Raw genomic sequence first — 14,733 nt, 5'->3', positions numbered from 1 at the left:
GAGCGCGTGAAGCTCGATACACTCGAGATTGGAAAGGACGCCGTTGTCGCATCGGTGACATCCGATGATCAGGCGCTCCGACAACATATTTTGGACATGGGACTCACGCCGGGCACCGAAGTCACCATGATGAAGTACGCTCCCATGGGCGACCCGCTCGAGATTCGCCTGCGTGGCTACGAGTTGACGCTGCGCAAGGACGATGCCGCACGCATTGAGCTCGTGGATGTGCACGACACCGATACCGGCCCGCGCGTTAACGCCGCAATCGGCACGACAGATCACCCGGCCCTGGGCGAGGGGACGTATTCGCCTCGTGCTGCCAAGACGGCCGTGCCCGAGGGCGCGCCGCTGCACTTTGCCCTCGCCGGCAACCAAAACTGCGGCAAGACCACGCTGTTCAACCAGCTTACGGGCTCCAACCAGCACGTCGGTAACTTTCCCGGCGTGACGGTCGACCGCAAGGACGGCACTATCCGTAACCACCCCGAGGCGAGCGTTACCGACCTGCCCGGCATTTACTCCCTGTCGCCGTACACGGGCGAGGAGATTGTGAGCCGCCAGTTTATCCTTGACGAGCATCCCGATGCCATCATCGATATCATCGACGCCACCAATATCGAGCGTAACCTGTACCTGACGCTGCAGCTTATGGAGCTCGACCGCCCCATGGTCATCGCGCTCAACATGATGGACGAGGTGACGGCCAACGGCGGCGCCGTGGACGTCAACCTGCTCGAGAGCCTGTTGGGCGTGCCTGTTGTCCCCATTAGCGCTGCCCGCAACGAGGGCATTGGCGAGTTGGTGGATCATGCCTTGCACGTGGCGCGGTTCCGCGAGCGCCCCGGTCGCCTGGACTTCTGCGCGCCCGATGGTCCAGACGGCGGCGCGCTGCATCGCTGCATTCACGGCATCGCCAACCTTATCGAGGACCATGCCGCGACGGCGCATATCCCGGTGCGTTTTGCGGCGACCAAGCTGGTTGAGGGCGACGAGCTGGTAACCGAGGCGCTTCACCTGGATCGCAACGAGCTCGACGCCATCGAGCACATCATTACCCAGATGGAGGGCGAGGCCGGCACCGACCGCCTGTCCGCGCTGGCCGATATGCGCTTTAGCTTTATCGGCGACGTGTGTGGGCGTTGCGTCGTCAAGCCGCACGAGAGCCGCGAGCACGTGCGCTCCGTTAAGATCGACCGCATCCTGACGGGTCGCTACACGGCCATTCCGGCGTTTCTGGTGATCATGGGCCTCGTCTTTTGGCTGACGTTTGGCGTGATCGGCGCGGCGTTGCAGGGACTCATGGAGGACGGCATCGCTGCCATCATCGCCTCGGCCGATGCGGGCCTCAAGGCGTTCGGAACCAACGACGTGGTGCGCTCGCTGGCTGTCGACGGCGTGCTTGCGGGCGTGGGCAGCGTACTGACCTTCCTGCCGATTATCGTCGTGCTCTTCTTGTTCCTCTCCATTCTGGAAGACTCGGGCTACATGGCGCGCGTGGCCTTTGTCATGGATAAGGTGCTGCGTCGCTTTGGCCTGTCGGGCCGCAGCTTCGTGCCCATGCTCGTCGGTTTTGGCTGCACCGTGCCGGCTATCATGTCGACGCGCACGCTGCCGTCCGAGCACGACCGCAAGATGACGGTCATGCTCACGCCGTTTATGAGTTGCTCGGCCAAGCTGCCGGTTTACGGCTTGCTGTGCGGAGCATTTTTCCCGCAGGCGACGGTCCCCGCCATGGTCTCGCTCTATCTGATCGGTATCGTGGTCGGCTGCATCGCGGCTTTGGTGCTCAACCGCACGGCATTTAAGGGCGACCCGGTGCCGTTTATCATGGAGCTCCCCAATTACCGCCTGCCGAGCGTCAAGACGACGGTGATGCTGGCATGGGATAAGGCCAAGGACTTTATTACCAAGGCCTTTACCATTATCTTTGCCGCTACGGTGGTCATCTGGTTCCTGCAGACGTTCGATATCCGCTTTAACGTGGTCGCCGACCAGTCGCAAAGCCTGCTTGCCGGTCTGGGTAGCATCATCGCGCCGGTGTTGGCCCCGCTCGGTTTTGGCGACTGGCGCGCCTCGACGGCACTCGTCACGGGACTTATTGCCAAGGAGAGCGTCATCTCGACGCTCACGGTGCTTTTGGGCGCAACCTCTCCCGCGGCACTGTCAGCCATGTTTTCGCCGTTTACCGCCTACGTGTTCTTGGTCTTTACGCTGCTGTACCCGCCTTGCGTGGCGTCCATCGGCGCCGTCAAGAGCGAGTTGGGCGCGCGCTATGCCGTGGCCGTATTCGCGTTTCAGGTGACGGTCGCCTGGATCGTGGCGTTTGTCGTGCATTCGGCGGGCATATTGCTGGGGTTGGCTTAGGGGCGCGTTGATGCTCCGCGCTTTTGGGCGAGCAACAATTCAATAAATATGAGCCAAAATACCGGTAATTGTCGGCCTGCGGGGACTGTCCTACGCTGCAGGTTGCCGTTCGCTGCCTATTTGCTGCCGTTTACGGATTCGTAAATACTTGCAATCGTCGGTCGATTTAACCGCATTACGCGATGCCGATGCGCATTTTGTGTGCCCCTTTCTACAATCACTTTGTGTCTATTGCCGAACATGTCTTCCGTTTCGCCTGTGTGGGGACGTGGGGTGCAATAGTCGTTTGTAGAGGCTCATTGAGGAGGGAATTGATGAAAGAAAAATTCCAATCGTTCGGAAAGGCAATGCTCGTTCCGATTACGCTCATTGCCATTTCCGGTCTCTTTTTGGGTATCGGTAGCGTTTTTACGACCGAACTGACCCTTGTGTCCCTTGGCGTTAATTGGGACTGGTATGCCGCTTCGCCGCTCTTTACGTTCTTCTCGGTATTTAAGGGTCTCGGCGAGGTAATCATTGGAAACCTCGGTGTTTTGTTTGCCGTCGGCTGCGCCTTCTCCTTGTCTCGCAAAGAGAAGGGCTGGGCTGCCTTTTCTGCCCTTGTCTGCTATCTCACCATGCTCAAGACGGTTGAGATTCTGCTTGGAGCAGCTGGCTTGGCTGCCGACAATACAACGGTGGAAGCTCTTCAGAAGGTCGGCCTTACGTCCATTCAGGCGAGTGAGCAGTCCGCACTCTACACTACCTCGCTCGGCTTTTTTGGCTACAGCTCTGGTGTCTTTGGCGGCATTATCGTGGGCTGCCTGGTCGCCTGGATCACCGGCCGTTTTTACAAGACCAAGCTTCCAACGGCGCTGGCGTTTTTTGCGGGCAGTCGAACGGTTCCCATTGTATCGCTGGTCGCCGGTGGCGTCCTGGGCGGCATCATGTACTTCGTTTGGCCCGTCATCGGTGGATGCTTCTCGGGTATTGCGACGTTCGTGAAAGGCTCCGGTCTGGTCGGTACGTTTGTCTATCGCTGGGTGCTCGAGAGCCTTGTGCCGTTTGGCTTGCATCCGCTGCTCGAGACGCCCATGTATTGGACTGAGCTTGGCGGCTCCATGGTCGTCGACGGAACGCGCGTGGTGGGCAATAGCGCTATTCAGCTTGCACAGCTCGCTTCTCCCAGTAGCGACAAGCTCTTGGTTAGGGCCTTCATGGCTGGCTATGGCATTAACGATTACGCGTTGTTCCCGGGCATCGCCCTTGCTATGTGGTCTTGTGCCAAGCCCCAGAACCGCAAGAAGGTTGCTGGTCTTTTAATCCCCACAGTGATTTCGACTGTTTTCTTTGGCGTTACGGAGCCTATTCTCTTTACGTTCCTGTTTGCCGCCCCCTGGCTCTACTTTGGCGTTTACGCTCCGCTTTCCGGACTGGGTGAAGTTCTCTCGGAGGCAATGGGCGTTTCGGTGTACCAGGGAAATATCAAGGACCTGATCCCATTCTTATTCCGCCCCGAGAAGCTTAATCTGCTTCCGTACCTTATTCTGCTCCCCGCCTTTTTCCTGGCAGCTTTCTTCCTCTTCCGGTTCTTTATTACTAAGTTCGATATCAAGACGCCCGGTCGAGACGATGGTGACGATATTGAGTTGATCAACAGCAGAGCCGAGTTCGAGGCAAAGGCCGCTGAGGCAAAGGGCGAGTCTGATAGCACTCCCGAGAAGGCAGTCCAGGGCCGTGCGACCAAGGACAGCGCGCTTGCTGTTGGCATTGTCGAAGCGCTTGGTGGAGCCGACAACATTGATGATCTTGACAACTGCATCTCACGTCTTCGCGTGATTGTCAAGGATGGTTCTAAGGTTGCAGACGACGAGGTGTTCACCAAGAATCTTGAAGCTATGGGCGTTATCCGCCTGAGCGACAAGGCAATCCAGGTCATTTACGGTCCTCGTGTCGGCGAAGTCGCTTCTGAGGTGCACGAAGTTCTCGGTGACGAGTAAAACGCGCAAGTGGCTTTCAATTGCATAGCGCAATTCCAGGGCTTGGCTTCCTATCGCATGATTTAGGGAGCCAAGCCTTCTTGTTTTAGATTGTCAAGGCAGATACTCAATAGTTCTTCGAATGCGAGAATACAACTTCCGGTAAAGCAGTTAGGCTTAACGTTCTTAAGATCCATTGGGTGATCGTCATGTATCGTAAAGATCGCGTCTGCCGTCTTGGCGAGCTCGCTGTCTTCGTTGCCGGTAAACGCGAGGGTCGTAATGCCCGCGTCGTGGCATGCCCTTGCGGTTTCCAGGATGGCTTCTGTCTGGCCCGATTTGGATATGAGCATCATGCAGCTGAGCGTATTTCGGTTGGATTCGACAAACTGATCGGTTTCTAGGAAGTCCTGTATGACGGCCAAAAAGCCAAGTCCAACGAGCTTGGTCGCCATGTACTGCGCAACGATGCGTGAGAAGCCCTCTCCGTTTACTCCGATCATTCTGTTGCGATGCAGTGCGGCGATGAATACGTCTACATCTCCGGTGTGGCATACGAAGTGGACGCTACTGTCTTTGAGTGATTGATTCATTTCGCGGGAGACATGCTGAAGGTGCTTGAGATCGTACATCATTTCGCGGTAGCCACGGTAGCCGAGCTTTTTCGAAAGCCTGATGACTGTCGTCATGCTGGTAAAGCATGCCATGGCGACGGGTTTTATGCCAATATCATCGAGGGTGTCGATATTGTTGAGCAGGTATTCGAGTACGCTTTGCTCGGTTTCGGATAGCTTTGCGGCTGAGTAGAGCTTGGAAATCTGCTTTTTATCAACCATCGGTGCTCCCTTCCCGCCGGACGTGTGTGGCCGCTTCCGTTGCGTAAATAATAACTCCTTGGGGAATTCCTTTCCCGCCTTGCAGCCGGGGCGGGAAGCGGCCCTCCATGCTGGATACAATATCCATACACAGGCGAACCATGCAATATTGAATGTGCTAATTGGGGGTTTCGATATGAAACTTACGGTCATAGGCGGCGGTGGCGTCCGCTCCATGTTTTTGGCAAAGAGCATAGCCCAGCAGGCGTCATCGCTTGGAATCGATGAACTTGTGTTTATGGACAATGATCCCGAGAAGCTGCGCATCTACGGTGGCCTTGCCGCCCATGTCTCGGGCATGCTTTGCCCCACGCTTAATTTTTCATTGACGGGCGATGCAGTCGAGGCCGTTAAGGACGCCGATTACGTGATCACGACGATTCGCGTCGGTGGGGACCATATGCGCGTTCGCGATGAGCGCATTGCTCTCTCACATGGGGTTCTTGGCCAAGAGACGACTGGCGCAGCCGGCGTGTCTTTTGCCATGCGCTCCGTCCCTGCGCTTGCTTCGTATTGCGAGTTAATCAAGAAGTACGCAAAGCCGGGCGTCAAGGTGTTTAACTTTACTAATCCCGCTGGCGTCGTATCTCAGGCCTTACGCGATATGGGCTACGATTTTACTTATGGCATTTGCGATGCCCCCTCGGGCATGTTGCATCAGTTTGCCGAGTATAAAGGCGTTGATCCCGCATCGGTTCAGGGCGAGTGCTATGGACTCAACCACCTCTCGTTCTTCCGCAATGTGACGGTTGACGGCGAGGACATCATGCCCGACTTGATCCACGACGACGGGGCATATGCTCATACGGATCTTAGGTTCTTCGAGAAGGATCTCGTTCTAAATCGCGGATGCGTGCCAAATGAGTACCTATACTATTTCTACTATCGCGAGCGCGCCGTTGCCAACGTTCTCTCTTCGCCCCAGACGCGCGGCGAACTAATCGAAGAAATTAATCGAGAAATGACGAGCGAGCTTGCATCTATCGATATTGAGAACGACTTCGAAAAGGGCCTCGCGTGCTTTGAGAAGTGGTACGGAATGCGCGAAAACAACTACATGGCGGCCGAGACAGGTATTCACCGCGACAAGCCGTGGACGTTTGACGTGTACGGCAAAGATGCTGGCGGATACGCAGGTGTTGCGCTCCGTTTCATGGATATTGCTCGCTCTGGCAAGACGCAGCAGATGATCCTGTGCACCCCCAACAATGGCGCCATCCCCGGCCTTCTCGATACAGATGTCATCGAGTCAACGTGCGATATCTCCACCGATGGCTGTGTACCGCATCGCGTCGAAGCCGATTCTGTGCCCGCGGGAAACCTCGAATTGATTCGTCGCGTCAAGTACTACGAGCGCACCGTGGCGCGTGGCATCGTTAACCGATCGAAGCGCGACATTGTCGAGAGCCTCGCGATGCACCCGCTCGTTAATTCGTACTCCTTGGCGAAAGACATCGCCGCGCAGTACTTTGAGCTTAACCGCGACTACATCGACGGCTGGACAGACTAGTCTGGACGTTAAAACTAGAAATCATGGATGGGCGGACCGGCGTTTATATTGGCGCTCGTTCGCCCTGCCTAGTAAGAAAACGGGTATAGAGTGAACTTGCGAGAGAACTTCAATGTCTTTCTGGAATCGGGCGATCGGGCGAAGGGATGCCGGAGTGACTGCACGATGGCGTTATATATCCCCTTGTTTGTTATGAGCGCGCTTCAAATTGGTGTATCAAACGTTGCAACTGAGCTCGCCTTTATCAATCCGTCCATTACGCTTATTTGCACTGTGGTCGCGGCCTTTTTAAACCTGCTTCTATCGAATGTGGCTTTTTCATTATTTGCCGTCGACCGGTCCAAAGAGACGGTGCAACCTGCTCGAACCCCTCCGGTTTATCTCTTGGCCTCGACGGTTCCCCTCCAGATTTCTGGGGCGCTGCTAATTTATTTGGTTCACTTGATTTTATCGGCAATTGTAGTCTTTGCCTCGCTTGCGAGCAGCCAGCTCGGGGTGTTGTGCTCGCTTGTGGTGGCAGTAATCGTGACGCTTCTTTCCGCGTCGTTCGTATTCGTGTTAATTGAAGATGCGGACGTGGAGCAGAGGGGACTACGAGGCATTCGGTTTGCACCACGCTACATCATGCGTTCGGTCACGGTGCTTCGTTCCTCCTGCAGGGAAATCGCGCGTCCCGCAACGCTGCTGGTGGCATGGAACCTGGTTGCAAGTTACGCTATCCAGGTTCTTGTTGGATGGGTAGTTTCGAGTGCGGCGCTGCCGTCGGCACTTTCAGTGACGGCGCTTGTACATGAGGGACTTTATTATGGGGCGTTTGCTTATATGCTGCTTTTGCTAGTTCATTGTGCGGTTGCGAGTTGGCTCGAAATTGACGTGCTCATGGGGGTGTCCTTGTGCGTATCCGAGCAGGCGCGATAGCCCGAAGATGAAGCCGCGTTTTCGACATTGAGTTTCTGCGTACCTTGCTTTCTAAGCAGAATTGGCGCGCCATCTGTTAACGATCGTTTTCCAAGAATTCTTTTGTTGCTCATTTTATAGACTTCTCATTGCTATAATCGCCCACCGCTCTAGATGATCGGAGAGGTTTTCCTATATGGCTCAAACAAAGCAAGGTGGTATCGCACTCAGTCAGTGGCTCCCGCTTATCGGGCTCGCCTGCTGCGCGTTCGTGTTCAACACGTCGGAGTTTATGCCCATCGGCCTTCTGACTGATATCGCCGCATCGTTCTCGCTCACCGAGGCCCAGGCAGGCATCATGATCTCGGTCTATGCTTGGGGCGTCATGCTGCTGTCGCTGCCACTCATGGTGTTTGCCTCGCGCTTTGAGTTCAAGTGGATGCTGCTCGGCGTGCTCGCCGTGTTTTCTCTGGGTCAGTTCCTGTCCGCTGTGGCACCGACATATCCCATCCTGGTCTGTGCGCGCCTGGTGGTCGCTTGCGCACATGCCGTGTTCTGGTCGGTCGCCTCGATTATGGCCTCGCGCCTGGTTGACGCCCGCCACGGGGCGCTCGCCATCAGCATGATCGCCACGGGCTCGTCTATCGCGCAGATTTTCGGCCTGCCCCTCGGTCGTGCCATCGGCCTGGCCGTGGGCTGGCGCATGACGTTTGCCGTGGTCGGGGTCTTCTCTGCCGCCGCGGTGGTGTACCAGGCAGCGGTGTTCCCGGCCATGCCGGCGGGTGAGCGCTTTACCGTTAAGCAGCTGCCCGAGCTGCTCAAGAACCCGTTCCTGATCGCGCTCTACGCGGTCACGGTCTTTATGGCGACCGGCTATTACGCAAGCTACAGCTATATCGAGCCCTTCCTGGCGCAGGTCGCGCACGTCGATGCGGGTGCCATCACCATGACGCTGACGGCGTTTGGCTGTTCTGGTCTGCTCGGAAGCTGGCTGTTTGGCCGCCTGTTCGATGGGCATCGCTTCCCGTTCTTGGCTATCACGCTCTCCGGCGTGCCGGTGGCTCTGCTGCTTATGGCCCCCGCAGCCTCGGCGCTCGTGTTGGTGCTTGCCGTCTGCGCACTATGGGGCTGCTGCGCCACGGCCTTTAACGTGGCGTTTCAGGCCGAGCTCATCAAGTACACGCCGGCGGACTCGTCGGCCGTCGCCATGTCGATCTTCTCGGGCCTGTTTAACCTTGGTATCGGCACGGGCACCGCGATCGGCGGAGCCGTGGTTTCGGGTCCCGGTATCGCTTGGATTGGCTTCGTGGGCGGGGCGATTACCGTCGTGGGCGTCATCCTCGCCATCACCGTACTGTTCCCGGCCATACGCCGTGCCAAACCCGTTGCCTAATCACGTCCTCTCATCAGTTGCGGTGGAATAGTTCCTGTTTAAGGCCTCTGAAGGCCCAAGCAGGAACTATTCCACCGCAACTTATTTTGGGGGAGAGGATACAAGCTGGGCATACAATGGATGTCGTTGTGTTGGGCTTACCGGGAGGTTGCTATGTGGGCATACGAGACGACGTTCTACCAGATCTATCCGCTGGGTTTTTGTGGAGCTCCGCGCGAGAACGTCGCGCCCGTTGCCGAGGACGAGCTCTCCCAAGCTGCCGGTACCGCGTCCAATCCCGATGCCCCCATCATGAAAATCGCCCAATGGGCCGATTACCTGCAGGAGCTCGGTATCGGTGCCGTGCTGATCAACCCTCCGCTTGAGTCCGATAGCCATGGCTACGACACGCGCAGCCTGCGCCATATCGACCGTCGCCTGGGTGGGGACGCCGACTTTGCCGCCGTATGCGACACGCTGCACGCCCATGGCATCCGCGTGGTGCTTGATGCCGTCTTCAACCACGTCGGTCGCGGCTTTTGGGCCTTCCGCGATGTGCAGGAGCGCAAGTGGGACTCGCCCTACAAGGACTGGTTCCATATTAGCTTTGACGGCGATTCCTGCTATGGCGACGGCTTTTGGTACGAGGGCTGGGAAGGCCATTTTGAGCTTGTGAAGCTCAACCTGCAAAATCCCGCTATGGTCGATTACCTGCTCGAGTCTGTGCGCCGTTGGGCCGACGTCTTTGGCGTCGACGGCCTGCGCCTGGACGTTGCCTATATGCTCGACCGCGACTTTATGCGCCGCCTGCACGCCTTTGCCCGTGAGCTCAAGCCCGACTTTGTGCTGATCGGCGAGACGCTCCACGGCGACTACAACCAGATCGTCAACGACGAGATGCTCGACTCCTGCACCAACTACGAGTGCTACAAGGGCCTGTACTCCAGCTTTAACTCGGTCAATATGTTCGAGATCGCCCATTCGCTGCACCGCCAGTTTGGCGGCGATCCGTGGTGCATCTACCGCGGCAAACATCTGCTGTCGTTTGTCGACAACCACGATGTACCGCGCCTGGCGAGCATCCTCACCGACAAGTCCTGTCTACGTCCTGCCTACGGCATGCTCTTTGGCATGCCAGGCATCCCGTGCGTCTACTATGGCAGCGAGTGGGGAATTGCTGGCGAAAAGGGCGGCCCCGATGGCGACTGGGCGCTGCGCCCTGCGCTCGATGAGCCTGCGCCCAACGAGCTGACGGCGTTCATCACGCGGCTTGCGCACCTTCGCTCGGCCGACGACGCGGCTGCCCGTGCTCTCAACTACGGTGCCTATCGCAACGTGGTGATCCAGAACAAGCAGCTGCTGTTCGAGCGCGCCTGTGACGGCGCGACGGTGCTCGTGGCGGTGAACGCCGTGGACGAGCCTTACACCTTTGGCGCCGGCGAGCTCAACGGCTCCTTTGTCGATTTGCTTGCCGACGATGCACCCACGGTCGAGCTGACGGGTACCCTTGAGCTTGCACCCTACGAGGTGCGTTATCTGTTGAGGGCCTAGGCCATGGCTGCTGCCGACGAGGGCTATCAACATATTGAGCATGGGTTTGAACCCGTGTTTGACGAGCGCTCGCGCGTTTTGGTGCTGGGGTCGTTTCCCTCGGTGCTCTCGCGTACCAATGCCTTTTATTACGGCAACCCTCAGAATCGCTTTTGGCGTGTGATGGCCACGTGCCTCGGTATGCCTGTGCCGCCCAACGAGGGCGATCCTTTGGCAAGCGGTGAGCCCGCGACGCTCGATGCCTCCATTGCCGCCAAGCGATCCATGCTGTTGAACGGTGGCGTGGCCCTGTGGGATGTGATTGAGAGCTGCGACATTAAGGGCTCGAGCGACGCGAGCATTCGCAACGTTGTGCCGGCACATATCGAGTGCATTACCGATGCCGCGCCGATCGAGGCCGTTGTCTGTAACGGCGGCACGGCAGGGCGACTCTACAAACGCTACTTGCAAGATCGGACGGGGCTGCCCGCCATCGTCCTGCCCTCGACAAGTCCTGCCAACGCGGCGTGGCGTTTGGAGCGGCTTGTCGAGCGTTGGAGTGAAGCCGTTGACTGGGCAGCTCATTAATTTAGATTATTGATTGAGTGTGGGCGCCGAGGTGTTTCAGAACGCCTCGCCAGACCGGCGCGGGCACGGCTGGCTCGGCGCAAACCATGCCGTCGGCGTCGACGTTGGCGGCATTGCCGCCGCCAAGTCGCTGTGCATGCTCGACGGAGCAGCCCATGCGCACAGCGCCCACAAGCTTATCCATCGCTTCCGAAAATGATCGGCGTAAGAGGCCCATGCGTGGGGAATGGCGAAGCGCTGCGATGCCGCTGCCGGCGCAGATGGCAACGCCGCCACACCACAATTGGTCATGGCGCTCGCATGCCTTGTGCAAGCGAACGGCGGTCCCACGCGCCTGCTCAGCGCCCTGTTGTGCGGCTCTAATCACGGCGTAGACACGCGTTCCCGTACTGCCAAAGCGCTCAAGCGCCTGCTCGATGGCTGTCAACGTCTCATCGTCAGCCATATCTTCAATGGCCAGCACGATGCCATCGGCAACGCTGCCGGCGTCATTTGCCTTCAAGTCGACTGGGAGGGGGAGTGTAGTGCCGGAAAGCTGTGCATAGGCGGCGATGGCATCCTGCAGGTCCCAAAGCAAAAACTCAAGATCGGCGCTATTGGGAATGCTGATATACGCAATGGTTTGCAGCGTTTTTGGTACATCGCCGCGCGCGGTCGTCTCCATGCCATCTCCTTTCCGGCTCGTTTCCGTTTAGGTTACACCGTCTGGAGGCGCTGGGCGCGCTATCCTAGTGCAACCCTTACGAAAGGAACGCCATGCGTCTGCCCATGAATACCTCGCTTGCCACGCTCAAGCCCTCCGGCATCCGTCGGATTAACGCACTCGCCGCTCAGCACCCGGGATGCATCGCGCTTGCGCTTGGCGAGCCCGATTTTCCCACGCCCGATGTGATTAGTGCCGAGGTGACCGCCGCACTGGACCGCGGTGACACGCACTATCCGCCCAACAACGGTCGCCCCGCCCTGCGCGAGGCACTGTCCGAATATATGGGTGACGCGGGTCTGGCGTTTTCCGCCGACGAGGTCATCCTGACCGACGGCGCGACCGAGGCCCTGTCGGCAACATTCATGGCTATGCTCAACCCCGGCGACGAGGTCATTATTCCCACGCCGGCCTTTGGCCTGTACGAGAGCATCGTTGTGGCCAATCACGCCAAAGCGGTCTTTTTGGATACGGAGCCTGCGCAATTTCAGATTGACGAGGATGCGCTTCGCGCCTGTGTGACCCCGGCGACCAAGGCCATCGTTATCTGCTCGCCCAACAATCCCACGGGCTGCATTCTCAACGCGGCATCGCTCGACGCCGTGGCGCGCGTAGCGGAGCAGTCGGGCATCTACGTGGTCTGCGACGACGTGTACAACCGTTTGGTCTATGTGGATGGTTACGAGCGTTTTGCCCAGCGACACCCGGAGCTGCGCGAGCAGACGGTGATCATCGAGAGCTTCTCCAAGCCCTGGGCCATGACCGGCTGGCGCCTGGGCTGGCTCGCAGCAGCGGCACCCGTCATCGCCGAGATCGCAAAAGCTCACCAATACCTAGTATCGAGCGCCGTCTCCTTCGAGATGGACGCCGCAGCTCGAGCCCTGACCGTCGACCCAACCCCCATGCTCAAAGTCTACCGAGCCCGCCGCGAACGCGTACTCGCAGCCTTAGACGCCATGGATCTCGACGTAGTGGAACCAGCCGGCGCCTTCTACGCCTTCCCCAGCATTAAACAGTACGGCCTAACCAGCGAAGACTTCTGCATTAAAGCCATCAAAGAGGCCAACGTTGCCCTAGTTCCCGGAAACTGCTTCGGAACCGAAGGCCACGTCCGCCTCAGCTACTGCGTAAGCGACGAAAACCTAGACAAAGGCCTAAAACGCCTGTCCACCTTCCTTTCAACTTTGTAGCCCAACGGGACCCAACCCATCAGCCCACCGACATAAGGGTTATGCGTGGGGCGCGCCGGCCAACGGACACGAGGATTCGCAGCAAAGGTAACGTAGCTCCGGTCGGGAGGGGCAGGGCGAGTTTTCCGTAGATTCCGCACGAGCCGAAGGCCACTTAATGTGGCCTTCGTGCGAGCTCAGGACTTGACCGAGCGGAAAACTCGCCCTGCCCCTCCCGACCGGAGCGTATGCAGGGTTTGTGTGCGAATCCTCGCGCCCGTTGACCGACACCGGGGTCCCCGCCATAATACTTTCGGTTCACGCACGAATCCGCTGCCAGAGACAGCCGGTGCAAACGGGCATCGCCCGCGAGCTTAATGGGACATCCCGCCAGCCGAGGCGGTCGAGTAGATATGTCTTCTCGCCCCCGTCGCTCATGCAGCGCGGGGGCTTTCTTTTTGGACATGCCCCCGTCACGTCCTTGTGGCGGACCGTGCCCGGAAAGAATTCGAGGAGGTGTAATTCATGCCCCAGCAGTACAAAATCGACAAGGTTGCAGAGATCGAGTCCCGTATCGCCGAGAACGCCGGTCTGTTCGTCGTCAACTACAACGGTCTGACGGTTAAGCAGGCTCAGGAGCTGCGTCATCAGCTTCGCGAGTGCGGCGCCGAGATGAAGGTCTACAAGAACAACCTGGTCAAGATCGCTCTCAAGAACCAGGAGCAGCCCGAGATCGACGAGATCCTCGCCGGCCCCGTCGCTTATGTGTTCTACGAGACCGAGCCGGTCGAGGCCGCTAAGGCCCTTAAGGACTTCTCCGCTAAGTCCAAGGGCGTCCTTGAGATCAAGGGCGGTATCTCCGACGGCAAGGCCGTTTCCGCTGATGATGTTAAGGCTATCGCCGAGCTGCCCACCAAGGATCAGCTTCTCGGCCAGATCGCCGGTCTCATCTCCGGTTTCGCTCGCGACATTGCTGTCTGCGTCAACGGCGTTTCCTCTGGTCTCGCTCGTTCGATCCAGCAGGTCTCCGAGCAGAAGGCAGCCTAGTCGCTGTTTTCACCCGCGGCGGCAACGCCGCACCCCTGGCGCATTCGCGCCGTGTTTTAACTGATCTCCGTGCATCCGCACGGAAACCGAAAGGACTTAGAAATGGCTAAGCTTACCACCGATGAGATCATCGATGCTCTTAAGGAAATGACCCTTCTCGAGGCTTCCGAGCTCGTCAAGGCTATCGAGGACACCTTCGGCGTTTCCGCCGCTGCTCCTGCTGCTGTTGTCGCCGCTCCCGCTGCTGGCGCTGCTGAGGCCGAGGAGAAGACCGAGTTTGACGTCGTGCTCGAGGGCTTCGGCGACAACAAGATCCAGGTCATCAAGGCCGTCCGTGAGCTCACCAACCTTGGCCTGAAGGAGGCCAAGGAGGTCGTCGAGGGCGCTCCCAAGGCTGTTCTCGAGGGTGCCAAGAAGGAGGACGCCGAGGCTGCCAAGGAGAAGCTCGAGGCTGCTGGCGCTGCTGTCACCCTCAAGTAATCAGGCTTTCTCGCCAGATTCCTTTGCAGACGGGGTTCGCATTGCGAGCCCCGTCTTTTTTATTTTTCGGTCCCTCGGCATCGGTTGCTCAAACTGCTATGTTCTGTGATTTGCGTCGTATCGGGTGCCCTGCCGTTGGGCAATAAAATTGCACCATTCGAGCAATAATTTGCGTTGACCTGCTGAAGAATTGTCTCTGCCTTGTAGCGACATATAGTTCCAGCGGTAAGATGCTTG

General features: G+C 58.1%; 12 protein-coding genes. 10 read left to right on the top strand and 2 right to left on the bottom strand.

The annotated features are described in order from the left end of the window. Nucleotides 1-6: 6 nt before the first annotated feature. Together feoB and DW645_RS01450 are read left to right on the top strand one after the other, a co-directional pair. The gene (gene feoB / locus DW645_RS01455) at nt 7-2,367 is read left to right on the top strand and encodes a ferrous iron transport protein B (RefSeq protein ID WP_118225904.1); all 2,361 of its coding nucleotides are present in this window, start codon (nt 7-9) and stop codon (nt 2,365-2,367) included. A 314-nt stretch (nt 2,368-2,681) separates the two neighbouring features. Beyond that, nucleotides 2,682-4,346 (top strand): PTS transporter subunit EIIC, encoded by a 1,665-nt coding sequence (locus tag DW645_RS01450; RefSeq protein WP_158551292.1) that lies wholly within the window; start codon nt 2,682-2,684, stop codon nt 4,344-4,346. A 62-nt stretch (nt 4,347-4,408) separates the two neighbouring features. On the opposite strand, the gene DW645_RS01445 is transcribed toward DW645_RS01450, so the two are convergent. After that, nucleotides 4,409-5,161 carry a MurR/RpiR family transcriptional regulator gene (locus tag DW645_RS01445; RefSeq protein ID WP_158550125.1) on the bottom strand — a complete coding sequence of 251 codons (753 nt, stop codon included), beginning with the start codon at nt 5,159-5,161 and terminating at the stop codon, nt 4,409-4,411. 175 nt (nt 5,162-5,336) lie between these two features. Between DW645_RS01445 and DW645_RS01440 the strand changes: the two genes are divergently transcribed. The 5 genes from DW645_RS01440 to DW645_RS01420 all read left to right on the top strand — a co-directional run bounded on the left by DW645_RS01440 (nt 5,337) and on the right by DW645_RS01420 (nt 11,097). Next, complete coding sequence (locus DW645_RS01440) at nt 5,337-6,710, top strand: 6-phospho-beta-glucosidase (RefSeq protein ID WP_117583084.1); 1,374 nt, start codon at nt 5,337-5,339, stop codon at nt 6,708-6,710. A 96-nt stretch (nt 6,711-6,806) separates the two neighbouring features. Continuing rightward, complete coding sequence (locus tag DW645_RS01435; protein ID WP_147356618.1) at nt 6,807-7,628, top strand: hypothetical protein; 822 nt, start codon at nt 6,807-6,809, stop codon at nt 7,626-7,628. Between the two features lie 175 nt (nt 7,629-7,803). Continuing rightward, nucleotides 7,804-9,000, top strand: a complete 1,197-nt coding sequence (locus tag DW645_RS01430; RefSeq protein WP_117637617.1) for an MFS transporter — start codon at nt 7,804-7,806, stop codon at nt 8,998-9,000. Nucleotides 9,001-9,153: 153 nt separating this feature from the next. Then, the gene (locus DW645_RS01425) at nt 9,154-10,530 is read left to right on the top strand and encodes an alpha-amylase family glycosyl hydrolase (RefSeq protein WP_118225900.1); all 1,377 of its coding nucleotides are present in this window, start codon (nt 9,154-9,156) and stop codon (nt 10,528-10,530) included. A gap of 3 nt (nt 10,531-10,533) precedes the next feature. Next, entirely contained in the window at nt 10,534-11,097 is a 564-nt protein-coding gene (locus DW645_RS01420; RefSeq protein WP_118225898.1) for a uracil-DNA glycosylase family protein, read from the top strand. A 1-nt stretch (nt 11,098) separates the two neighbouring features. Here DW645_RS01420 and DW645_RS01415 read toward each other — a convergent pair whose 3' ends face one another. Beyond that, nucleotides 11,099-11,761 carry a hypothetical protein gene (locus tag DW645_RS01415; RefSeq protein WP_118225897.1) on the bottom strand — a complete coding sequence of 221 codons (663 nt, stop codon included), beginning with the start codon at nt 11,759-11,761 and terminating at the stop codon, nt 11,099-11,101. A gap of 92 nt (nt 11,762-11,853) precedes the next feature. Between DW645_RS01415 and DW645_RS01410 the strand changes: the two genes are divergently transcribed. The 3 genes from DW645_RS01410 to rplL all read left to right on the top strand — a co-directional run bounded on the left by DW645_RS01410 (nt 11,854) and on the right by rplL (nt 14,496). After that, nucleotides 11,854-12,990 (top strand): pyridoxal phosphate-dependent aminotransferase, encoded by a 1,137-nt coding sequence (locus DW645_RS01410; protein WP_118225895.1) that lies wholly within the window; start codon nt 11,854-11,856, stop codon nt 12,988-12,990. 504 nt (nt 12,991-13,494) lie between these two features. Continuing rightward, nucleotides 13,495-14,016 (top strand): 50S ribosomal protein L10, encoded by a 522-nt coding sequence (gene rplJ / locus DW645_RS01405; protein WP_055250258.1) that lies wholly within the window; start codon nt 13,495-13,497, stop codon nt 14,014-14,016. A gap of 102 nt (nt 14,017-14,118) precedes the next feature. Next, nucleotides 14,119-14,496 (top strand): 50S ribosomal protein L7/L12, encoded by a 378-nt coding sequence (gene rplL / locus DW645_RS01400; RefSeq protein WP_006235005.1) that lies wholly within the window; start codon nt 14,119-14,121, stop codon nt 14,494-14,496. Nucleotides 14,497-14,733: the final 237 nt, after the last annotated feature.

This window comes from Collinsella sp. AM23-17, assembly GCF_003470945.1.
Lineage (GTDB): Bacteria > Actinomycetota > Coriobacteriia > Coriobacteriales > Coriobacteriaceae > Collinsella > Collinsella aerofaciens_O.
The sequence above is the reverse complement of the archived record's forward strand: the minus strand, read 5'-3'. Positions and strand labels throughout refer to the sequence as shown.